General features: G+C 30.9%; 21 protein-coding genes and 3 tRNA genes. 15 read left to right on the top strand and 9 right to left on the bottom strand.

The window, feature by feature from the left end; all coding sequences use genetic code 11:
• Nucleotides 1–77: 77 nt before the first annotated feature.
• A tRNA-Leu gene (locus QZ824_RS01165) sits at nucleotides 78–157 on the bottom strand.
• Between the two features lie 147 nt (nucleotides 158–304).
• On the opposite strand from QZ824_RS01165, the gene QZ824_RS01160 reads away from it, so the two are divergent.
• Together QZ824_RS01160 and QZ824_RS01155 are read left to right on the top strand one after the other, a co-directional pair.
• Complete coding sequence (locus tag QZ824_RS01160) at nucleotides 305–1,246, top strand: ribose-phosphate pyrophosphokinase (RefSeq protein ID WP_291274211.1); 942 nt, start codon at nucleotides 305–307, stop codon at nucleotides 1,244–1,246.
• 24 nt (nucleotides 1,247–1,270) lie between these two features.
• A complete protein-coding gene (locus QZ824_RS01155) occupies nucleotides 1,271–1,876 on the top strand; it encodes a 50S ribosomal protein L25/general stress protein Ctc (RefSeq protein ID WP_291274210.1) in 606 nt (201 codons plus the stop codon).
• Between the two features lie 233 nt (nucleotides 1,877–2,109).
• On the opposite strand, the gene QZ824_RS01150 is transcribed toward QZ824_RS01155, so the two are convergent.
• The 3 genes from QZ824_RS01150 to serS all read right to left on the bottom strand — a co-directional run bounded on the left by QZ824_RS01150 (nucleotide 2,110) and on the right by serS (nucleotide 6,455).
• Nucleotides 2,110–3,255, bottom strand: coding sequence for a cystathionine gamma-synthase (locus tag QZ824_RS01150; protein WP_291274209.1), 1,146 nt, complete (start codon nucleotides 3,253–3,255; stop codon nucleotides 2,110–2,112).
• A gap of 40 nt (nucleotides 3,256–3,295) precedes the next feature.
• On the bottom strand, nucleotides 3,296–5,080 hold the full coding sequence (locus tag QZ824_RS01145; protein ID WP_291274208.1) for a tetratricopeptide repeat protein: 1,785 nt from the start codon (nucleotides 5,078–5,080) through the stop codon (nucleotides 3,296–3,298).
• Nucleotides 5,081–5,183: 103 nt separating this feature from the next.
• Nucleotides 5,184–6,455, bottom strand: coding sequence for a serine--tRNA ligase (gene serS / locus QZ824_RS01140; RefSeq protein ID WP_291274207.1), 1,272 nt, complete (start codon nucleotides 6,453–6,455; stop codon nucleotides 5,184–5,186).
• A 171-nt stretch (nucleotides 6,456–6,626) separates the two neighbouring features.
• On the opposite strand from serS, the gene QZ824_RS01135 reads away from it, so the two are divergent.
• The 8 genes from QZ824_RS01135 to QZ824_RS01100 all read left to right on the top strand — a co-directional run bounded on the left by QZ824_RS01135 (nucleotide 6,627) and on the right by QZ824_RS01100 (nucleotide 14,132).
• Complete coding sequence (locus tag QZ824_RS01135; RefSeq protein ID WP_291274206.1) at nucleotides 6,627–8,558, top strand: M1 family aminopeptidase; 1,932 nt, start codon at nucleotides 6,627–6,629, stop codon at nucleotides 8,556–8,558.
• Between the two features lie 74 nt (nucleotides 8,559–8,632).
• The gene (locus QZ824_RS01130) at nucleotides 8,633–10,222 is read left to right on the top strand and encodes a site-2 protease family protein (protein ID WP_291274205.1); all 1,590 of its coding nucleotides are present in this window, start codon (nucleotides 8,633–8,635) and stop codon (nucleotides 10,220–10,222) included.
• A 78-nt stretch (nucleotides 10,223–10,300) separates the two neighbouring features.
• Nucleotides 10,301–10,374, top strand: a tRNA-Asn gene (locus QZ824_RS01125).
• Between the two features lie 37 nt (nucleotides 10,375–10,411).
• Nucleotides 10,412–10,485 (top strand) — tRNA-Asn (locus QZ824_RS01120).
• A 122-nt stretch (nucleotides 10,486–10,607) separates the two neighbouring features.
• Nucleotides 10,608–11,525, top strand: a complete 918-nt coding sequence (locus QZ824_RS01115; protein ID WP_291274204.1) for a hypothetical protein — start codon at nucleotides 10,608–10,610, stop codon at nucleotides 11,523–11,525.
• 135 nt (nucleotides 11,526–11,660) lie between these two features.
• A complete protein-coding gene (locus tag QZ824_RS01110; RefSeq protein ID WP_291274203.1) occupies nucleotides 11,661–11,957 on the top strand; it encodes a helix-turn-helix domain-containing protein in 297 nt (98 codons plus the stop codon).
• Entirely contained in the window at nucleotides 11,954–13,351 is a 1,398-nt protein-coding gene (locus tag QZ824_RS01105) for a primase-helicase family protein (RefSeq protein ID WP_291274202.1), read from the top strand. The genes QZ824_RS01110 and QZ824_RS01105 overlap by 4 nt, the downstream gene beginning before the upstream one ends.
• 4 nt (nucleotides 13,352–13,355) lie before the next feature.
• Nucleotides 13,356–14,132, top strand: coding sequence for a DUF5131 family protein (locus tag QZ824_RS01100; protein ID WP_291274201.1), 777 nt, complete (start codon nucleotides 13,356–13,358; stop codon nucleotides 14,130–14,132).
• 54 nt (nucleotides 14,133–14,186) lie between these two features.
• Here the strand turns inward: QZ824_RS01100 and QZ824_RS01095 are convergent, their stop codons facing one another.
• From QZ824_RS01095 to QZ824_RS01085, 3 genes are all read right to left on the bottom strand, one after another.
• The gene (locus QZ824_RS01095) at nucleotides 14,187–14,570 is read right to left on the bottom strand and encodes a hypothetical protein (RefSeq protein ID WP_291274200.1); all 384 of its coding nucleotides are present in this window, start codon (nucleotides 14,568–14,570) and stop codon (nucleotides 14,187–14,189) included.
• Between the two features lie 7 nt (nucleotides 14,571–14,577).
• Entirely contained in the window at nucleotides 14,578–15,075 is a 498-nt protein-coding gene (locus QZ824_RS01090) for a hypothetical protein (RefSeq protein ID WP_291274199.1), read from the bottom strand.
• A gap of 345 nt (nucleotides 15,076–15,420) precedes the next feature.
• The gene (locus QZ824_RS01085) at nucleotides 15,421–15,696 is read right to left on the bottom strand and encodes a hypothetical protein (RefSeq protein ID WP_291274198.1); all 276 of its coding nucleotides are present in this window, start codon (nucleotides 15,694–15,696) and stop codon (nucleotides 15,421–15,423) included.
• Nucleotides 15,697–15,812: 116 nt separating this feature from the next.
• Here QZ824_RS01085 and QZ824_RS01080 point away from each other — a divergent pair, with 116 nt between their 5' ends.
• Nucleotides 15,813–16,043, top strand: coding sequence for a helix-turn-helix transcriptional regulator (locus QZ824_RS01080; protein WP_291274197.1), 231 nt, complete (start codon nucleotides 15,813–15,815; stop codon nucleotides 16,041–16,043).
• Nucleotides 16,044–16,160: 117 nt separating this feature from the next.
• Here the strand turns inward: QZ824_RS01080 and QZ824_RS01075 are convergent, their stop codons facing one another.
• Nucleotides 16,161–16,613 (bottom strand): RadC family protein, encoded by a 453-nt coding sequence (locus tag QZ824_RS01075; RefSeq protein WP_291274196.1) that lies wholly within the window; start codon nucleotides 16,611–16,613, stop codon nucleotides 16,161–16,163.
• 139 nt (nucleotides 16,614–16,752) lie between these two features.
• Complete coding sequence (locus tag QZ824_RS01070; protein ID WP_291274195.1) at nucleotides 16,753–17,148, bottom strand: hypothetical protein; 396 nt, start codon at nucleotides 17,146–17,148, stop codon at nucleotides 16,753–16,755.
• A gap of 380 nt (nucleotides 17,149–17,528) precedes the next feature.
• Here QZ824_RS01070 and QZ824_RS01065 point away from each other — a divergent pair, with 380 nt between their 5' ends.
• From QZ824_RS01065 to QZ824_RS01050, 4 genes are all read left to right on the top strand, one after another.
• The gene (locus tag QZ824_RS01065) at nucleotides 17,529–18,254 is read left to right on the top strand and encodes a DUF6577 family protein (protein WP_291274194.1); all 726 of its coding nucleotides are present in this window, start codon (nucleotides 17,529–17,531) and stop codon (nucleotides 18,252–18,254) included.
• A gap of 25 nt (nucleotides 18,255–18,279) precedes the next feature.
• The gene (locus QZ824_RS01060; protein ID WP_291274193.1) at nucleotides 18,280–19,326 is read left to right on the top strand and encodes a nucleotidyl transferase AbiEii/AbiGii toxin family protein; all 1,047 of its coding nucleotides are present in this window, start codon (nucleotides 18,280–18,282) and stop codon (nucleotides 19,324–19,326) included.
• A 2-nt stretch (nucleotides 19,327–19,328) separates the two neighbouring features.
• Nucleotides 19,329–20,951, top strand: coding sequence for a type I restriction-modification system subunit M (locus QZ824_RS01055; protein WP_291274192.1), 1,623 nt, complete (start codon nucleotides 19,329–19,331; stop codon nucleotides 20,949–20,951).
• On the top strand, nucleotides 20,948–21,417 hold a 470-nt coding region (locus QZ824_RS01050; protein WP_291274191.1), incomplete at its 3' end, for a restriction endonuclease subunit S. The genes QZ824_RS01055 and QZ824_RS01050, both read left to right, overlap by 4 nt.

Here is a 21,417-nt window from a genome sequence, read left to right as displayed (position 1 = left end):
TTATTAGTAAAAAGTAATTTATTGCGGTTTTTTATTTTTAGTTGAAATAAAAAAAGCTCAGTTTTCACTGAGCTTTGTACCACGGGTGGGAATCGAACCCACACTCCGAAGAACACGAGTTTGAGTCGTGCGCGTCTACCAATTCCGCCACCATGGCTTGTTTGTGGTTGCAAATATATAAAACTTTATAAAAAAACAAACTTAAAAATACTTAAAAAATTACTTTCAGAGTTCATTTTAATTACTAACTTTGCACCCGATTTACACAACACAACACTAACTAACTACAAAACAACAAATTAAAATGTCATACAACGAGCCGGAAGCAAAAATATTTGCATGTTCTCAAAGTGTGTATCTTGCGGAAAAAATTGCCAATCATTATGGCGTTCCGTTAGGTAAAGTAACGTTCTCAAAATATAGTGATGGTGAATTCCAGCCTTCGTTTGAAGAGTCAATTCGCGGATTACGTGTATTCTTAGTTTGTTCTACTTTCCCAAGTGCAGACAATCTAATGGAGCTATTGTTAATGATAGATGCCGCTAAAAGAGCGTCAGCACGTCATATTACAGCAGTGATTCCTTATTTTGGATGGGCAAGACAAGATAGAAAAGACAAACCAAGAGTCCCAATAGGTGCCAAGTTAGTAGCTAAATTGTTAGAAACAGCAGGTGCGACGCGAATCATGACGATGGATTTACACGCCGACCAAATTCAGGGTTTCTTCGAAAAACCAGTTGATCATTTGTTTGCATCTACCATTTTCTTACCTTATGTGAGAAGTTTGCATTTAGAAAATTTAACAATTGCATCTCCTGATATGGGTGGTTCTAAAAGAGCTTATGCTTATTCTAAATTCTTGGAATCAGATGTGGTGATTTGCTACAAACAACGTAAACAAGCCAACGTTATTGATACTATGGAGTTGATTGGTGAAGTAAAAGGAAGACACGTTATATTGGTTGACGATATGATAGATACAGGTGGAACATTAGCAAAAGCAGCTGATGTAATGATTGAAAAAGGAGCATTGAGTGTACGTGCTATTTGTACACATGCTATTTTATCAGGATCAGCCTATGAAAAAATAGAAAACTCTAAATTGGAAGAATTAATCGTAACGGATTCAATACCTTTAAAGAAAGAGTCAAGCAAAATAAAAGTAGTGAGTTGTGCGCCATTATTTGCAGAAGTAATGCACATGGTTCAAAACAATAATTCCATTAGTGGAAAGTTTTTAATGTAATTTTTAATTTTTAATTTATTTCTTATGAAATCAATTACGATCAAAGGATCTGAAAGAGAAAGCGTAGGTAAAGTGTCTACTAAAGCCTTACGTAATGCTGGAATGGTTCCTTGCGTACTTTACGGAGGACAAAACCCAGTTCACTTTTCTGCTGAAGAAAAGTCATTTTCTAAATTAGTTTATACTCCAGAAGCTCACACTGTTGAGATTGATTTAGGGGATAAAAAATTCAATGGTATCTTACAAGATATTCAATTCCACCCAGTTTCTGATAAAATTATGCATATCGATTTCTTTGAATTAGATGCTGCTAAAGAAGTAACTATGGAAGTGCCTGTTAAATTTGTAGGTAATTCTAAAGGTGTTATGGCTGGTGGAGATTTACAAGTAAACCAACGTAAATTAAAAGTAAGAGCGTTACCTGCTAATTTACCTGATTTCGTTGAAGCTAATATTTCTGATTTAGATATGGGTAACAAATTATATGTTACTTCATTACCAGTTAACAACTTCAAAATTTTACACCCAGATAATACGGTTGTTTGTAAAGTGAAGATTTCTCGTGCGGCGATGAAAGCTGCTCAAGAGGCTGCAAAAGCAGAGAAAGCTGCAAAAGGAAAGAAAAAATAATTTTCAATTTTCTTATATACAAAATCCCAATCGAAAGATTGGGATTTTTTTATGTCTTTAGTTCAAAATACGTCAAGTATAGACTAGATGGGAACTTTCTTTAAGTTTCTTTTACAAGCTGAGGTTCTCGAAGCCTTAAAAAACGAATGCGGACAACTTGTGGATTTTTCTTTCATACCCAAGTGGGTTCTCCTAAAATAAAAAACTCGCCTTGTAGACGAGTTTCAGAGTATTTATTGCAAGGCTTGTGCGATGTCAGCTAATAAGTCGTCGATGTCTTCTACTCCAACGCTTAAACGAACTAAATCATCTGTGATACCTATTTCTTTTCGTTTGTCTTCCGGTATGGAAGCGTGTGTCATTAATGCCGGATGATTGGCTAACGATTCTACACCTCCTAGCGATTCGGCTAAAGTGAATACTTTTAATTTTTCTAAGAAATCAATTGCGTCTGCTTTGGCTCCCGATTTAAAAGTAAAGGTTACCATACCACCAAATCCGCCAATCATTTGCTTTTTGGCAATTTCATGGAACGGATGACTTGCTAATCCTGGGTAATATACACGTGCTACCTTAGGATGATTGGCTAAAAATTCTGCTACTTTAGCTCCGTTTTCACAATGTCTTTGTACACGTAAATGCAAGGTTTTGATTCCTCTTAATACTAAATAACTGTCTTGAGGACCTAAAGTACCGCCCGTTGCAAACTGAGCAAAATGTAATTTTTCACCTAATTCCTGGTCTTTTACAATCAAAGCACCCGCAATCACATCGCTATGACCGCCTAAATATTTAGTAGCTGAGTGCATTACAATATCAGCACCTAAATCTAGTGGTTTTTGTAAATATGGCGTAGCAAACGTGTTGTCAACGGCAAATAATAACTTATGTTCTTTAGTGATTTTAGCGATTTCGGCAATGTCAGCTAACTTCATTAAAGGGTTTGTTGGCGTTTCTACCCAAACCAATTTAGTGTTGGCATTGATTAAGCCTTCAAATTTTACTAAATCATTCATGTCGACAAAGTGAAATTTGATGCCAAATTCTTGATAAATACGAGCAAACATTCGGTACGTTCCGCCATATAAATCATCCATTGCAATTACTTCATCACCAGGTTTTAATAATTTCATTACCGAATCGGTTGCTGCTAATCCAGAAGCAAAAGCTAGACCTCTAGTCCCATTTTCAATACTGGCCAAGGCATTTTCTAAAGCTGTTCTTGTAGGGTTAGCTGCTCTACTGTATTCATATTCAGCTAAAGGCTTTCCAGGGCTAGTTTGAACGAACGTTGAAGTTTGGTATACGGGAGGCATTACAGCTCCTGTACTAGGATCATGGTGTTGGTTACCATGTATTACTTTAGTGTTAAATTTCATTTTATTTAATATTGTAATTGTTTTGCAAAGATAAGAAACTTTATATTCCAGCTTGTTTATCGCCTCGAAGTGTTCTAAATTGAGTTCGGGAAGCTGTAAAATAGATGCTATCAGGATGTTCTAGGACAACTTTCTCATAATAGCCTTTTGCTTTTTCAGATTCGTTTAAATATTTGCGATAGATTTCGGCACTAAAATATAAGGCTTCATCTATATAATAAGAATCTTTGTGTTTGGCTAAAATTTGTTCATAATACGCGATAGCTTTGTTGTATTCCCCTAGTTTTTCATAATTTCGGGCAACGCGATAAATCGTGCTTGGTTCAATACTATTACCTTTATGTTTCTCTAGGATTTGAAGAAAAGCAGTTAACGCTTCGGTTGGTTTGTTTTTGTATTCTAATAATTCAGCTTTTGCATAATCTTGTAGAGCAACACGAAGTGAATCTTCCGCTGAATTATCACTAATGAGTAAAAATAATTCTACAGCATCATTAGCTATTAATAGAGTTGATGCTTGTTTTAATTCTTTTGCTTGTTTCATAGCCCATTCAAAATCTTTTTTGAAAAAACTGGTTTTAGCCATTTTAAAAGAAGCTTCATGTGCCATTTCATCATTAGGCAAATCATTTTCTATTTGAGCATAATAAATAATAGCTTGGTTAAATTTTTCGTCATACACTAAAATATCTCCATATTCCATTTTAATTTTTGCTTTTTGCCTAATGTTATATGGTTTTTCTAATAATCCATTTAAAATAGTTTTTGATTGCAAAAATTGATTGAGATTAAAGGTATAAAATTGAGCAGAAAGCAGTTTAAGATCTAAAACATAAGGAGAATCTCCAAATTGAGTTAATAGGTTGTCTAGTTTTTGTTGTATTGCTAAGTATTCTTCGGGTTTAGCTTTCTCAATTTGATTTTTTATGATGTAATAATTTGCAACAATTATAGTTTCTTCATCGTTCGTATTATCAATAATGAATTGAAAAATATTATTGGCTGTTTCGTTGTCATTGTCGTTGATACACAATTGTGCCAATTGAATGATGTCTTCAAAAGATTGAGGATTACGTTTGTAAATAGCTTTTTCTTGTATAAACGCTTTACTATATTCTTTTTGTTGAATATAAAGCCAACTTAAAAACTGGTTCCAAAAAACATCTTGATTTTTTTGTGTTCTAAGTAATAATTCTTTTTTCAATGAAGCTAAAAAAGTTCCTTCTGTGTCTTCTTGAAGAAAATAAGAAAGTTGGTTTTGTACATTTACCAAGGCATTGGGGTTAGCGTATGCATAATCAAATAGTTTTGTTGTCATGCTTTCTAAATTTCCCATTTGTCCTTGTAGCAAAGCCATTTGATAATCAAAATTCATATTTGGATTGGCTTTTTGGCCTGCTTCATAAGATTTGTAGGCCCATTGTAATAAGGTTTTTTGCTCAAATACTTGTGCTATACTATATGCATAGTTTGCGTTTTTTTCAATTTCTTTGAATGCTTTTTCGTAATAAGAGTCAGCTTTGGATTGGTTTTTTTGTAATTGATAATTATAACCTAATTCGACTAAATAACTTGGTAACTTGTATTGGTTATATTTTTCTGTTAAAAGTTGATCTGCTTTTGAATATTGTTGTAGTTGCTGGTAACTTGCTGCTAATTTTTGAACAAAAAATGTGTTACCAGGTTGTTTTTTTACAATTTCATCCAATAAAGTAGCTGCTTTGTCAAATTCGCCTTTGTCAAAGTAATTTTGTGCTAATTGTTCGTTTTGTCCCCATGTTAATAAGGAACAAAGAAAAATAAGGATATAGGCTGTTTTTTTCATAAATTGAACCACTAAAATAACAAAATTAGGTTAATAAAGTGTGTTGTTGGCTTTTTTTTAAGAGAATAAAAAAAGCAACTCTTTTGAAGTTGCTTTAATCAGATTAGTTTATGATGTCAAATCCAGTATATCTTCTTAGTACTTCTGGAATTATAATTCCTTCAGGTGTTTGATAATTTTCTAAGATTCCAGCTAAAACTCTTGGTAAAGCTAGTGAACTTCCGTTTAATGTATGTGCTAATTGGTTTTTACCAGTTGCATCTTTGAATCTTAGTTTTAAACGATTAGCTTGGAAGGTTTCAAAGTTTGACACAGATGAAATTTCTAACCAACGATCTTGTGCCGTTGAGAATACTTCAAAATCATAGGTTAACGCTGAAGCAAATCCCATGTCTCCGCCACACAAACGCAACACTCTGTAAGGCAGTTTCAATTCATCTAAAATTCCTTTTACATGTTCTACCATTCCATCTAAAGCGGCATAAGAGTTTTCAGGTTTTTCAATGCGTACAATTTCAACCTTATCAAATTGGTGTAGACGATTTAAACCACGAACATGGGCACCCCATGAACCTGCTTCTCTTCTAAAGCATGGTGTGTAGCCTGTACACAAAATAGGTAATTGATTCTCTTGTAGTAATTCGTCTCTAAAAATATTGGTAACCGGTACTTCTGCTGTTGGAATCAAATATAAATTGTCTTTCGCATCGTGATACATTTGTCCATCTTTATCAGGCAATTGTCCCGTTCCATATGCAGATGCTTCATTTACCATATGTGGCACTTGGAACTCCTGGTAACCAGCATCAATATTTTTGTCTAAAAAATAAGAAATTAGAGCACGTTGTAATTTAGCTCCTTTACCTTTGTAAACTGGGAATCCTGGTGCCGTTATCTTTGTGCCTAATTCGAAATCAACAATATCATATTTTTTAATTAGTTCCCAATGTGGTAAGGCACCTTCAAATAAGGCTGGAATTTCACCAGATTGATACACATTGATGTTATCTTCTGCTGATTTACCCTCTGGAACAATTTCAGCAGGAACATTAGGTAATTTATATAATTCTTCCTGAAGTTCATTAGCGGTTGCACTTAAAACTTCATTCAATTCTTTTACTTTTTCTTTTGATTGAGCTGTTTTTTGTTTTAAAATTTCGGCTTTTGCTTTTTCACCAGATTTCATCAATTCACCAATGTCTTTGGATAATTTATTAGATTCTGCTAAAAGATTGTCTAATTCTACTTGTGTAGCTCTTCTTTTTTCGTCTAATTCAATCACAAGATCTACGGTAGCACTTGCATCGATGTTTCTCTTAGCCAAGCGCTTAATCACTTCTTCTCTGTTTTCTCTAATAAAATTTACCTGTAACATGATTAATAATTTTGGATAGCAAATGTACTAAATTGTGCTAAAATAGTAATGAATTAAGATAAACATTTGCTAAATTGATAACGCTGCTGTTGATATTTTTGAAAATTTCTAATAAAAATTAGTATTTTCGCTTAATATATTAATAAACAGAACTTTTTAATTGGTTGCAAAATGAAAAAAATTACCCCAATCTTATTTTCATTGTATTGCTTGCTGAGTTTCTCTCAGACAAATCAAGAAGACTTTAGTAGGATGGTAGAGGCCGAAATGAAATCAGCCGCTACAACAATGAATCTTCAGGTAAACCCTAATACACAAAATTATGATATTACTTATCATGAATTGCGTTTTACAGTAGATCCAAATAACACGACACCTTATATTAGTGGAGTAGTAAAAACAACTTTTACAGCTTTATCCAATATGAGCACGGTGACTTTTGATATGGCAACAGCATTAGTAGTAAGTTCCGTTACTATGAATAGTGCTAATTTAACTTTTTCACAAGCTAATTATGAGTTAGTCATTAATTTGCCTACCACTTTATCTGCTGGAAATAGCGCAACGGTTATTATTACTTATGCGGGTTCACCTCCTCAAACTCAAGGAGCTTTTACTAGAAGTACTCACAATGGAACTCCAGTTATTTTTACTTTGTCAGAACCTTATGGAGCTAGGGATTGGTGGCCTTGTAAACAAGATTTGAATGATAAAGTTAATATGGTCGACATATACGTCACAGCGCCATCTGCATATGTGAGTGTAGCAAATGGATTTGAACAAAGTGTAACTACTGTTGGTTCTAATAAAACAACGTATTTTAAGCATAGTTATCCTATTCCAGCATATCTAGTAGCCATTGCGGTGACAAACTACCAAATATATAATCAACAAGGAGGTCTCGGCACACTTATAAGTCCTTATTTTCCAATTATAAATTATTTGTATCCGGAGAGTTATAGTTCTGCAACAGCCGCGACACAATTAGGAACAACACCAACAATTATTAATTTATATGAATCTATATTGGAACCATATCCTTTCAGAAATGAGAAATATGGTCATGCGCAATTTGGTTGGGGAGGAGGAATGGAGCACACCACCGTTTCTTTTATGGGAAGTTTTGGTAGAGATTTAATTGCACACGAAATGGCGCATCAATGGTTTGGTGATAAAATTACTTGTGGAACATGGAAAGATATTTGGTTGAATGAAGGTTTGACAGAATATATGGCTGGTTTGGTTTATGAAAATCTCGATGGAGCTGCAGCATTTGTTTCTTGGAAAGCAGATAAAATTACTAATATAACCTCTCAGACTGCAGGATATGTTTATTTACAAGATTCAGACTTGACTAATGTAAACAGAATTTTTTCAAGTCGTTTAACCTACAACAAAGGTTCAATGATTACTCATATGTTGCGATGGAAAATGGGAGATACTGCTTTTTTTCAAGCGTTACGGAATTATTTAGCAGATCCTTCTTTAGCTTATGGATATGCTGTTACTACAAATTTAAAATCTCATTTAGAAAATGTATATGGTAGCAGTTTAACTGAGTTTTTTAATGATTGGTTATACAATCAAGGATACCCTTCATACAATATAGTAGCACAAAATTGGGGAGCAGGTCAAGCAAAAATCACAGTGAATCAAACTCAATCAGATGCTAGTGTTTCTTTTTTTGAAATGCCATTACAAATTCGTTTTACAGGGGCTGGAGGAGTAATACACGATGTTGTCATAGATAATACCTCCAATGGACAACAGTTTGTAGTTTCTGTTCCTTTCACAGTAACAGGTGTAGAATTTGATCCTAACAAACATATTATTTCTAAAAATAATACTGTAACTCTAGGTAATGATATTTTTGAATTGGAAAGTACTATTTCATTGTATCCTATTCCAAGTAATACTCAGTTACATGTTCAATTACCAACTAATATTGAGTTGGTTCAAGTGGAAATTTATAATTCACTTGGACAATTAGTTGCAATCCACACAAATGAAGATATGGATATTTCTAATTTAAACTCAGGAGTGCACTTTGCTAAAATTGTGACTTCACAAGGTACATTTCATAAAAATTTTATAAAAAAATAGTCTAATCACAAATTAATGATAAAAAGTAAGGTGAAAACCTTACTTTTGTCGTTTTAATACCAAATAGATTTAAAATGATTCAATTTGCTCAAATAATCTTTATTCTTTCCGTATTAGTTATTCTTCACGAATTCGGACATTATATTACTGCAAAAATGTTTAAAATGAGAGTAGAAAAATTCTACTTATTTATGGATGCTGGATTTGCTTTAGTAAAAAAGAAAATAGGTGAAACAGAATGGGGTATTGGTTGGTTGCCTCTAGGAGGTTATGTAAAAATCTCTGGTATGATTGATGAAAGTATGGATACCGAGCAAATGCAATCGGAACCACAACCATGGGAGTTTCGTTCAAAACCTGCTTGGCAACGCTTAATTGTAATGTTAGGGGGTATTATCGTTAATATTTTATTAGCATGGTTGATATATACCATAATGTATGCATCAGTTGGACAAAAATATATTTCATCTGAAAAATTACAACAAAATGGATTGGCATTTGGTGAAGTTGGAGAAAAAGTAGGTTTCAAAAACGGAGATAAAATTATTTCAGTTGATGGAAAGTTACAGCCTAAATTCAATTGGTTAATCGTAGATGTGTTGTTAAGTAATGAAGTTGTTGTTGAAAGAAACGGAAAACAAGTTAAGCTTCATTTAACAGATGAACAAATTGGAGAGATATTAGGTTCAGAAGGTAAAAACTTTGTGAAACCAAGATTTGAAATTTCTGAAGGTATTACAATTGATAGTATCAGTTCAAAATCCAATTTTAAAGTTGGAGATCAAATAAAAGGAATTAAAGAACAAAAGTTTGTTTATTTTGACCAAATTAAAGATTACCTAAAAGCAAATAAAAATAAATCAGTTGATTTTATCATTACTAGAAATGCGAAAGATACTGTAATTTCTGTTCCCGTCAATAAAGAGGGTTCAATTGGAATTGGCGAAACAGTGTTTCCTAATTTGCGAACAAGACTATTAGATGTTTATGTGCAAGAAGTGGAATCGGGTTCTAATGCAGAAAAAGCAGGATTGCAAAATAAGGATGGTATTGTTGGTGTTCAAGGACAAAAAATTAAAACTTTAAATGAATTTACAGATTATTTGAAGGCAAATAAAAACAAAGAAATTATTTTACAAGTAGTTCGTGATGGCGTTGCTATGGACGTTATAACAAAAGTAAATGAAAAAGGTAAATTAGGCATCATGTTCAATGCTCTTGATAAAAAACAATATCAAGTAATTAATCATTTATCTATTTCTGAGGCGATTCCAGCAGCAATTAAAGAATCATGGCAAATGTTAGTTTATAATGTAAAACAGTTTAAACTGATATTAAAACCAAAAACAGGAGCTTATAAACAAATTAAAAGTCCAATTGGAATTGCACGTCAATTACCTGAAACGTGGGATTGGGAGTTCGTTTGGAATTTTACAGCGTTATTTTCAATCGGTTTAGCCTTTATGAACTTGCTTCCAATACCTGGTTTAGATGGTGGGCATGCTTTGTTTACGATTGTTGAGATGGTTACAGGAAAAAAATTATCGGATAAAGCTGCAGGTTATGTTCAAACTGCGGGAATGGTTATCTTGTTGACTTTGATGGCTTTTACATTCGGAAAAGATATTTATCAATGGGTAATGGATATCTTGAGTAGAAAATAATTTTACAAAAAGTGAAAAAATATTTTTGAGGATTTAAAAATTCAATTATATTTGCACTCGCTAAAAAGATAGTAATCTTCCTCCTTAGCTCAGTTGGTTAGAGCATCTGACTGTTAATCAGAGGGTCCTTGGTTCGAGCCCAAGAGGGGGAGCAACTTTTTAGCAAACATATTAACCTTTTAAGGTGATTCCTCCTTAGCTCAGTTGGTTAGAGCATCTGACTGTTAATCAGAGGGTCCTTGGTTCGAGCCCAAGAGGGGGAGCTTAGATGAGCAAAGGCTTTACAGAAATGTAGAGCCTTTCTCTTTTTATACAGGTACAACATAGGTACAACAATTATTATTTACCTCCACATTACTATTATTCTTTTTACTACATTTGATTTGTGGAAAATGTAAACAAAAATCCTTTAGAATACTTTCAAAGTTTATTAGAAAAAGATAAATCTAATGAGCTTAAGACAATTTATATTTCAGAAATAATTGAGCATTATGGTTCAATGATTGAAAAAGTTGATAATGAAAATGGAATAGTTACCTATTGGGATTTTTTCTATGATGAATCAACAGATTCTCAAATCGAGGGATTAGTTACTTATGATTTTAATAAATCTTTCAACTCTACAATTAGCTCTGAATTTGTTAAAGCCAAAAAATCTTTAGACAGCATTGTTTTAAGCATTTCTTATAATGGTATTAGCCCAAAGGAGTTCATAAATATTCAGATACTATTATTAAAAGATTTATTTGTAAAAACAGAATCTCTTTATTTAGATAAACCAATAGTAAAAAATGCTATTGTTGGTTTAATAAATTACATTCAAGAAAAATATCTAGTTGAGAAAATAATATCTATTAATACTAGTTCTCCAAACCTTATTGATATTGAAGATTATTCTGAGGATTCATTAAATTGGGATTCATTAAATCCTGAAGATACAATTCCAAACATTGAAAAACTTTATGATTTACTAATCCAATCCCCTGCTCTAATTGAATCTTCAAAGGAAGATTTTATAAAAGCTTTTACCATGCGTAAAGTAACTAATGGTATCAAATGGTTAGTTATTGGTAAAAATGGTAGCTTTTCAAAATCTTCACTCTTTTACTTTATTGAAAAATTAATAGAAGAAGGACTAATCACAGATGTTCCCTCAACACTCCTAAATAAAAAGATACATTATTTGTTTAGAGATCCCTCAAACAATAGATTGAAAAACATAAGACAATCTAAATCTACTAATTCTAGTAACCCTTCACAAAAAGATAGAATTGACTCTGTCATAAATTCAATTTTTAACTAATTATTAATTACTTCATTTTCAATTATACCTATACACTACTGTAAAGGTATGGTAAAGCTATGTCATTTTATTTCTGAATTTTCTTTGCATCGGATAACAGGAAAGACCTGTTACGCTCATTGAAATATTGATAAAATGCAAAATCTAAATTTCGCAACAGAAGTGGGAAACATTGAAGAACCCACTCAGAATTTGGGTTGGCTTGCCAAAGAAGTTTTAAGCTTCAAGGAAGCATTAGCTCTGCTGGATGTATCTGCCAGTATGCTGTACAAGTTAACTCACCAACGAGCTATTAGTTTCTACAAACCCAACGGGAAACTAATTTATTTTAAAAGGGAAGATTTAATGAATTGGATGCTCAGCAATAAACAACCATCCAATGAAGAAATCAAAAAAGAAGTAATTAATAATTTAAAAAAAATTAAAGAATGACAAATGACAATGTAAACGGGAGCTTCTATAAGGTTGCTCCCAACAATGGAAATCCAAAAGTCATAATTGAAAAAACAAAGCTATTGGCTTTTTGGGAAAATTTAGGGTATAGAAAATTAATACTCAAAAATGGAAAATTTGAATTGGTAAAAGTGAGTAACAATTCAATAGTAGAGTTAGTTGAAGATTATAGATTAGCAGATGAAGTAAGAAATCATCTTGAAGAATCTAATCATCAAATTGTGTATGAAGAATTTCTAAAAAAAGACTATGCTTCAAGTTCATTAATTAAAAATTTAAAAGGAATTGAAATTGATTTCAATAATGGAAATTCAAATGAAGCCCACTTCTTTTATAAAAATGGTGTTGTTAAAATTTCAAGTGAGAACTATTCAATAGTGCCATATAATGAATATGAGGGATATGTATGGAAGCATCAAATAATCGATAGACCATTTATTCCAACTAATGATTGTAGAAAAGCGGTATTTGCAAAATTTGTAAATAATCTTGCTGGTCAAAATCTTGAAAGATTTGCAAGTTTAAGAAGTGTTATTGGATATATGCTCCATTCTTTTAAAGACCAAACTAATAGTCCAGCTATAATCTTGTTAGACGAAGATATGGATTTAAACCAAGAAGAAGCTAGAGGAGGAAAAGGTAAATCATTATTTGCAAAAGGGATTGGTATGATTGTTCCATATTATTTTAAAGAAGGGAAAAATTTTAATAAAAACTTTTTATTCAGCGGACTTGAAAAACATCATAAAGTAATTTTTCTTGATGATGTAAAAAAGGATTTTGATTTCGAAAGTCTCTATGCGATTATTACAGGAGATTTTTCTTTAGAGAAAAAATTCAAAAATGAAGAAGTAATTCCTTTTTCTGAATCACCCAAAATTCTTATTAGTTCAAATTATATGGTCTCTGGAGTTAGGGGGTTTTCAGAAGAAAGAAGAAAGATAGAATTTGAAATTTCCTCTCACTACGGCAAGCATCTAACCCCGTTTCAAGAATTTGGTCATAGATTTTTTGATGATTGGGATGAAAATGAATGGAGCAAATTTGATTCTTTTATGTTAATCTGTTGTAAGGATTATTTAAAGTATGGATTAATAAAGCCTGAATCAATCAATTTAATTGATAATAGATTAAAAACTGAAACTCATCCAAAGTTTGTAGAATTTATGGATGAAGAGATTAAGGAGGATTGTAGGATAGATAAAAGAGATTTCTTAGCGAAGTTCAGAGAAAAATATAAACCTGAGTTTTTTGGGTTAAGTCCAAATCAGTTTTCAAAATGGTTAACAATATGGGCAGATTTTAGAGGTCATCAATTTGACCACAAAAAATCAAATGGGAAACAATATTTCGAAGTAATAATTAAAAAATAAATTTATGATAAGTAAAACAGGTATTCAATGGACAGGAGGAACTTACAATCCTTGGTATGGATGTAAAAAGATTTCAGAAGGCTGCAAATTTTGTTATATGTACAGAGATAGATACAATGATGGGGTTGACCCATCAATTGTATTGAAATCAAAACCAGAAACTTTTTATAAGCCCTTAAGCAATGAAACCCAAACTTTAATATTTACTTGTTCTTGGTCAGATTTTTTCAATTCAGAAGCTGATCAATGGAGACCAGAGGTTTGGGAAATAATAAAAAACACCCCTCACGTATATCAAATATTAACCAAGAGACCTGAGAGAATATTAGAATGTTTACCTTCGGATTGGGGTGATGGTTATGAAAATGTTTGGATTGGTGTTTCTGTAGAAAATCAAAATAGAGTTAACAGAATAGACGTATTAAAAGATATTCCAAGTAAAACTAAGTTTGTAAGTTTCGAACCGTTGTTAGAAGAAATAAATTTGTCTGAAAGCCATTTAGAAACTATTGATTGGGCAATTATTGGTGGAGAAAGTGGAGAGTTGGAAGGAGATTATGGTTTTAGAGAGTGTAAATTAGATTGGATAGAAATTTTAGTTGATGATTTAAAATCATATGATATTCCTGTTTTTGTAAAACAACTAGGAACACATATTGCGATTGAAAATAATTTACAAGATGTAAAAAAAGGTGGTAAAATGAATGAATTCCCACCACATCTTCAAATTAGAGAATTTCCCAACGGATTAAGATATTCAGATGATAAAATATACTTCTAGAGTAATATTTAAAATGGGGCTGTTTAGCCCCATTTTAATTTCATTAATAATAGCTTAATAATTTTTAGTAGCACTAAATGAATTATAGTGATTTGTGAAGCTATCTTGAACTAAAATAATATTTCCATAATCTTCTGTAAGTTGATACGAACCTGCAAAAGTTTGACTTGGCACAGACATAGTCAAAGTAAATTTTGAGCCCTTATCTATGTTAAAAATAAAATGAGCGTGAAGTGAATCTTTTTTGGTTTCAAGAATATTGTCATTGCTGTCTTTTATCTGTACCGTTACATATGTATTATTAGGAACACTTGTACTAACTAATAGTGTTTTTGGTACTATTGTATTTGTGTTATTGGCTTCATTATCATCATTACTACAGCTAATTGTAAATAATGAAATTGATAAAATGAATAAGAGTAAAATAGATTTTTTCATTTTGGAATTATTTAATGATTTGATTGTATTCTAATTCATTGAATATTTTTTGAAATTCAATGATGTTTTTGAACTCATTTTCATTGAGTTTGATTTTTGAAGTTTTATAGGGCTCTATCTCAAGCATAATTGATATTTCTGTATCAAAAGCTAATTCAGAAGCTAACTTTTTGTATTTATTGAACCATTTAGACAAAGCAACATTATCAGTATCAATTTGCCTGTATTCTTGTACTAGGATATTAAAGTATTCCTCTTTCTGATGTAGTTGTATAACTCTATCTAATTGGTAATAGGTTTCAATAAATATGCAGTCTTGTTCTCTTTTAGAACATACACAAGGGTAAATATGAATAGATTTTTCTTGAAGCCATTCAACCCATTTTCTGCAATTAGCTTCACTAATAAGGAAATTTACATAATTTTCATTTTCAACCAACCAAGTTTTAATTTGCTTTACTTTTAGAGGTTGATTTTTTTGCAGTTCATAAATTTTACTTATCATTTAGCAGAATATAATTTTTTAAGATAGAGATAAATCAAGTAAAAAATGTTAGGCAAAAATGTAATTACAAATAATCTAAAAAATCCAAATTGATTGGAGAAATAGATATATAAAAACAGTAGAAATAATATTAAATTAATGTTTAATTTAACTCCAAAAATCAAGTTAAGAACAACTCTAATTAAAGCCATTTGAATATAAATTATAGCCAAGTACTTTAAAATATTTTTTAGAGAATTTAAGTCTTTTGGTATAACTTCCAACAATGATTTATCTGTATTATTACAACTAATCAAAAGCATTCCTGTAGCTATTAGAAGGATTTTAAGATGAATTCTCATTTTATTATTGTGGTATTATTTTATTTGTTTCTGTATTTATGAAATACTTACAAAATGTGTCATCTGCATTGTAATCCCTACCGGTACTTCTCCAAGTATCTAACAAATCTGAATAATCATTTTTAGTGGTTTCATACCCATTTAATCTAATTTGTTTTTCAATAAAGTCATTGAAAGTGGCAAGTCTACCCAACTCATCATCAAACTCTTTTAGAATCTGTTTGATAACTTCTTGGTAGCTTTCATTTGGATTAGTGTCCTCATTTTCTGTTATGTTCATAATACACACTTTTATATTTTACAATCAAATACTATAATAATGCATAGATACAAAATATATCCAAACGTAACGCATCCGTTCCTTTAAAAATTATTACAAAGCCCAAACTTTGTTCAATGGATAAAGAACAAGAACTTCAAAAGTTTGGTAAAAAAATTAAAGATATAAGGGAGTTAAAAGGTTTGACTCAAGCTCAGCTTGCGCATAAGATTAATAAAGATAGAGAGTCAATAGCAAGATTAGAGAGAGGTGGCATAAATCCAACTTACCTTTACTTAATGGAAGTTTGTGAAGGTCTTGAAATTACAATGGAGGAATTAATGAAGTCGAATAATCCTGAATTGTAACTTTTGGCTATATTATTATATCTTGATTTTTTTTAAGCTAATCAAAAATACCCGAAAAAGCCTCCCCATTCACACATTCATTCGCACAGATATTTGTAACAGCATCCTAAATATATGTTACAAAGTACCCTCATCTGCAAAGCTGTAATACCCAAATTTGGATATAATTAAATGGTCTAGTAAATACACTTCAAGCAAATTACAAGCTTCTTTTAATCTTTTTGTAATAGATTTATCAGGTTCACTTGGTACTAACTTACCACTTGGATGATTGTGTACTAAAATAATAGCTGATGCATTGCATTTTAAAGCCACACCTAGAATAATTCTGATATCTACCACAGTTCCTGATACACCACCTTTAGACATCTCATAGATGCCTAATACAATATTTGCCCTATTGAGCAATATTACTTTCATTTGTTCCTGATACTCCAAAATATCTAAATCCCAATGTTTCATAATCACTTCAAACATCTTTTGGCTATTTGTGACTTGGACTCTATCAGGATTAGTATTTGAATAGGAAACTTTAATTTCAGCTACTTCCATAGGATAAAAAAGTGACAAAGTGATATTATTTCTAAAAAGTAGAAACGAGTAAAAATTAAAATTCAGAAAAATATTTAATTCAGTCAAGACTAATATTTACGGAATGATTTTTCTCATTTACTTCTTTAAAAACTTATCACTTTGTCACTGTTGTTTTTTACATTACAAATTCTTCTTTATGATGCCCATTACTTGAAAAAGTATGTTCTTCAGCTAGAAGTCTATGAATAGATTTGTCTTCTTTAGATGTAATAGCTTCATCTTGTGTATAAACATATCTGTAGCTTAACATCATTACTTCTCCTGAATCTTTATTTACATACTCATAAGGCTCACATTCTTGTTTCACTACATTACCTGACATTTCAGTACCTATAAGAGCCTTACAAGTTTGCTCATCAAATGTTGATGAAATAAATGCCTTTTTAGCAGTTGCATAAAACTGATTTGAGGTTTGGCTTTTTACCATTTCAATACCTCCCGAAATTTCTAAAACAAAGAATTCTCTACCATCCTCTGCTTGTCTTTTTAAATAGTTTACAATTCGTACCATTGATTTAATTTTTTTGAGTTGAACTTTGCCAAACTTTAAACACTCCTCAGAACTTCAAAAATTACAACTATCACCTTGAATTTATGTAAGCTAAAATTTTGAATGAAAAAAATATGGCACAAGAAATCTTTTCTTGCTCCAAATAAGTGGGGGTATTTAGTGGGTTTTAGAAGTGGCGGGGGTGTTTTGTGCGGAGGGTTGCGTGTGTGTAAAACCAATGGGGCTAAATTTTTTTCAAAAATTTTTATTTTATAAACAATAGAAATATTTAAATTTCATCAATAACCTTAAAATATTTATTTGGCAAAACATTGCTTTTTTTGCCGAAATTATACATATTAAATATTTTTTTATATCTTTATCCTTTCAAGGTCAATAAAATGCCAAAAAACATAGAGAATAAAATAAAGGTTTACTTCAAGAACAACAAAGTCTTGTCTCGTGATCAACTTGTAAGGGAATTAAAAAAAGATTTTCCTAGTTGGTCTAGTAATACCATTAATACTTATCTATATCGCCTAAAGAAAAATGATGTTATTAATAATGTAACAAGAGGTGTTTATACGCTAGAAAACAGAAGGGTTTTTCATCCTAGAGTAGATACTAAGTTGAAAAAAATAGCTTCTAGAATTACCAAGAACTACCCTTTTGTGGATTATTGTGTGTGGAATACTTCATGGCTAAATGATTTAATGTTGCATCAACCATTCAAAAAATTCATTGTTGTAGAAGTAGAAAAAAGTGCAGTTGAACAGGTTTTTACAAACTTGAGTTTTGAATTCAAAAATGTATATCTTAATCCGGATAGTTTGTTTTTTGATAGGTATATTAATTCAATTGATGATGCTATTATAGTTAAAAATTTAAACTCAGAATCGCCAACAATTAAAACAGGTAATATTAATGTTCCAATGCTTGAAAAAATGCTAGTTGATATGTTGATTGATGATAATTTATTTTCTGCTCAACAAGGAGAATTGGATTATATTTTTAAATCAGCATACAAGAAATTTACAATTAATGAATCCAAAATGAAACGATATGCCTCTCGAAGAAATAGAGAAGTAGAATTACAAAAAAGAATAAATACAACTTTGGCAAAATAAATTAATTTTTGCCAATATTATACAAATGATAAACAAAGAAACGCATACTATTGAATGGATAACTAGCTTGAAAGATAAGCTAGGCAGGCGTGTTGACCCCAAACTTATTGAAAAAGTAATCTGGGCATTAACATTATTGGAACAACTTCGATTAAAAGGACTGCGTTTTACATTCAAAGGAGGCACAGCATTATTATTGGCAACAGAAGTTCCAAAAAGATTTTCAATTGACATTGATATCATAACTGAGCATTTGGAAGAAGATATAAAAACGGCTATTCAAGAAATTGTAAAAGAAAAAATATTTAGTGAATGGGAAGATGATAATGACCGTAAACATATTCCTGATGCTCCAATAGGACATTTCAAAGTGTATTATACAAGTGTTGTAGATGGTAATGTTGAACCAATTTTGTTAGATATTTTATATACTCCTAATCCATATCCTGAAATTAGAGAATTACCCATAAAACATTCTTGGATTTCAACATCAGGAGAAGATGTAATTATTAGTATGCCTACATTTGAAGCTCTTTTAGGTGATAAACTAACTGCTTTTGCGCCAAGAACTACTGGGATATTATATTCTAAAAACCGTCCAACAGAAATAATAAAACAATTATATGATATTGCTTTTCTTTTTGACAATATAGAAAACTTGGAGGTAGTTATAAATAGCTATATGAAAGTTGTTCAGGAAGAAATAGGATTCAGAAAACTTGACTTAAATGCCAATAATGTTTTAGCTGATACATTAGATACTTGTTACACTTTATTTGAAAGAAATAGCAAGTCGGAAGAATTCAATCAATTGCAACAAGGTATTAGAAATTTTACCAATTTCACTATTGACAGATTCAGCATTGATGAAGCTATAACCGCAGGAGCAAAAGTGGCTTATCTAGCAAAACTTATACAATTAGGAAAATTGACAGCTATAGAAAGATTCAAAAATCCATTAGAAATAAAAGATTGGTTAATTGAAAACCCGCAACATAACAAACTAAATAAACTAAAAAAGAGTAACCCAGAAGCTTTTTACTATTGGTTTAAAGCTTCAAATAATAATTAATTATGCTAAACAACAATCCTATATTAAAATCATTAATAAATAGTCTTTGGAATACTCTATGGGGTGGAGGTATTTCAAATCCATTATCAGCAATTGAACAAATAACATATTTGTTATTCATGAAAAGATTGGATGAAATAGAAACTAAAAGAGAAAATGAAGCTAAGAAAGAAGGTAAAAAATATACATCTAAATTTTCTGGAAAATATAAACCAGAATTTATTTTAAACGAAACAGAAGCTGAAAAAAAATCAAAAAATAAAACTCAAAGACCTAAGTCGGAATTAAGATGGAGCTATTTTAGTACAATAGAGTCAAGTGATGCTTTATTACAACATGTCCGATACAATGTATTTCAATTTATTAAAACTTTAAATGGTGAAACCTCTCCTTTTACAAAGTATATGCAAAATGCTGTTTTTATAATTGAGAAGCCATCACTATTAGTTGAAGCAATAAGTAAAATTGACGATATATTTATTGAGATTGAGAAAGATGCGACAGAAAAAGGACATAATTTTCAAGATATTCAAGGAGATGTATACGAAATGCTTTTAAGTGAAATTGCACAGGCAGGTAAAAATGGTCAATTTAGAACTCCAAGACACATAATAAAACTAATGGCAGAATTGGTAAAACCAAAATTAGGAGATAAAATAGCAGACCCTGCTTGTGGAACATCTGGGTTTTTACTTGGAGCTTACCAGTTTATAATTACTGACTTAGCTAGAAAAAATGGAAATATTAATATAGAAAAAGATGAAGATGGATTTGAAATTGGCTCGTATTCTTCAATTTTAGATATTAAAACAAAAAAAATAATAGATGAAAGTTTTTATGGGTTTGATATTGATATTACAATGGTTCGATTAGGGTTAATGAACTTAATAATGCATGGAATAGATAACCCAAAAGTTGATTATAAAGACTCTCTAAGTAAGTCATATAATGAAACTAATTTTTATGATATCATTCTTGCAAATCCTCCGTTTACTGGAAAATTAGATAGAGATGACTTAAATTCTAATTTAAGAGTTGATTCTGCTTCAAGTGAATTATTATTCTTAGATAGGATTTCATCAATGTTGAAAATTAAAGGAAAAGCTGCTGTAATAATTCCTGAAGGAGTTTTATTCGGTAGTTCAAATGCTCATAAAAAGACAAGAGAAATCATATTAAAAGATAATAATTTAGAAGCAGTAATATCTCTACCAAGTGGGGCTTTTAAACCCTATACTGGTGTAAAAACTGCAATTTTAGTTTTTACAAAAATTAAAGAGAATAGTGAAGATTGGAATACAAAAAGAGTTTGGTTTTATGAATTACAAAGTGATGGTTATTCTTTAGATGATAATCGTAGAAGATTAAAAGATTTTCCCTTACCAGAAACAGTAAAAGAATTTAATAATCGAAGTAAATCCAAAATTAAAGATAGAAAATCTTATTTTTATGTTCCAATATCTGAAATACAAGAAAATGATTTAGATTTAAGTTATAACCGCTATAAAGAATATGTTTATGTCGAGCAAACTTATGATCCCCCTAAAGAAATATTAGCAAAATTAATTGTATTGGAAAATGAAATTTTAGCCGATATGGAAGAATTAAATAATTTAATAGGATGATGGTAAAGTTAGAAGATATTTGTGATTTTTTGTCTGGAAATGCATGGAAAGCTAGTAGATTCCAAGACAGCGGAATACCTATAATAAGGATAAATAACATGAATTCTAACGATAACAATTTTGTACATTGGAATGAGTATTATGACAAAAAGTATATTGTTAACAAAGGAGATTTGTTGCTGAGTATTTCAGGAACTATCAAAACTTTTAAATGGAATGGACCCGAAGCTTTATTAAATCAAAGAATACTAAAAATAACATCGAAGGATTCAAATAAAGTAAACATTGACTGGATTTTTTATCAACTATCATATGAAACACAGAAAATTTCAGATACTGCTAAAGAAGCAATAATTAGAAATATCTCCATTAATAGTATTAAAAATTTTAAAATTGATTTACCAAATATTAATATTCAAAATAAAATTGTCTCTGTCCTTGATAAAGCTAATTCTTTAATTCATAA

The organism is Flavobacterium sp. (assembly GCF_021151785.1).
Classification (GTDB): domain Bacteria; phylum Bacteroidota; class Bacteroidia; order Flavobacteriales; family Flavobacteriaceae; genus Flavobacterium.
Note: the sequence above shows the minus strand (reverse complement) of the source record. Positions and strands in the feature narration are given on the sequence as shown.

Coding starts and splice junctions, on each gene's coding strand:
- QZ824_RS01070 (WP_291274195.1), bottom strand. CDS start 17,148: ATGGTACGAATTGTAAACTATTTAAAAAGACAAGCAGAGGATGGTAGA.
- QZ824_RS01155 (WP_291274210.1), top strand. CDS start 1,271: ATGAAATCAATTACGATCAAAGGATCTGAAAGAGAAAGCGTAGGTAAA.
- QZ824_RS01105 (WP_291274202.1), top strand. CDS start 11,954: ATGACAAATGACAATGTAAACGGGAGCTTCTATAAGGTTGCTCCCAAC.
- QZ824_RS01100 (WP_291274201.1), top strand. CDS start 13,356: ATGATAAGTAAAACAGGTATTCAATGGACAGGAGGAACTTACAATCCT.
- QZ824_RS01055 (WP_291274192.1), top strand. CDS start 19,329: ATGCTAAACAACAATCCTATATTAAAATCATTAATAAATAGTCTTTGG.
- QZ824_RS01065 (WP_291274194.1), top strand. CDS start 17,529: ATGCCAAAAAACATAGAGAATAAAATAAAGGTTTACTTCAAGAACAAC.
- QZ824_RS01080 (WP_291274197.1), top strand. CDS start 15,813: ATGGATAAAGAACAAGAACTTCAAAAGTTTGGTAAAAAAATTAAAGAT.
- QZ824_RS01135 (WP_291274206.1), top strand. CDS start 6,627: ATGAAAAAAATTACCCCAATCTTATTTTCATTGTATTGCTTGCTGAGT.
- QZ824_RS01095 (WP_291274200.1), bottom strand. CDS start 14,570: ATGAAAAAATCTATTTTACTCTTATTCATTTTATCAATTTCATTATTT.
- QZ824_RS01145 (WP_291274208.1), bottom strand. CDS start 5,080: ATGAAAAAAACAGCCTATATCCTTATTTTTCTTTGTTCCTTATTAACA.
- QZ824_RS01085 (WP_291274198.1), bottom strand. CDS start 15,696: ATGAACATAACAGAAAATGAGGACACTAATCCAAATGAAAGCTACCAA.
- QZ824_RS01060 (WP_291274193.1), top strand. CDS start 18,280: ATGATAAACAAAGAAACGCATACTATTGAATGGATAACTAGCTTGAAA.
- QZ824_RS01150 (WP_291274209.1), bottom strand. CDS start 3,255: ATGAAATTTAACACTAAAGTAATACATGGTAACCAACACCATGATCCT.
- QZ824_RS01160 (WP_291274211.1), top strand. CDS start 305: ATGTCATACAACGAGCCGGAAGCAAAAATATTTGCATGTTCTCAAAGT.
- serS (WP_291274207.1), bottom strand. CDS start 6,455: ATGTTACAGGTAAATTTTATTAGAGAAAACAGAGAAGAAGTGATTAAG.
- QZ824_RS01110 (WP_291274203.1), top strand. CDS start 11,661: ATGCAAAATCTAAATTTCGCAACAGAAGTGGGAAACATTGAAGAACCC.
- QZ824_RS01130 (WP_291274205.1), top strand. CDS start 8,633: ATGATTCAATTTGCTCAAATAATCTTTATTCTTTCCGTATTAGTTATT.
- QZ824_RS01090 (WP_291274199.1), bottom strand. CDS start 15,075: ATGATAAGTAAAATTTATGAACTGCAAAAAAATCAACCTCTAAAAGTA.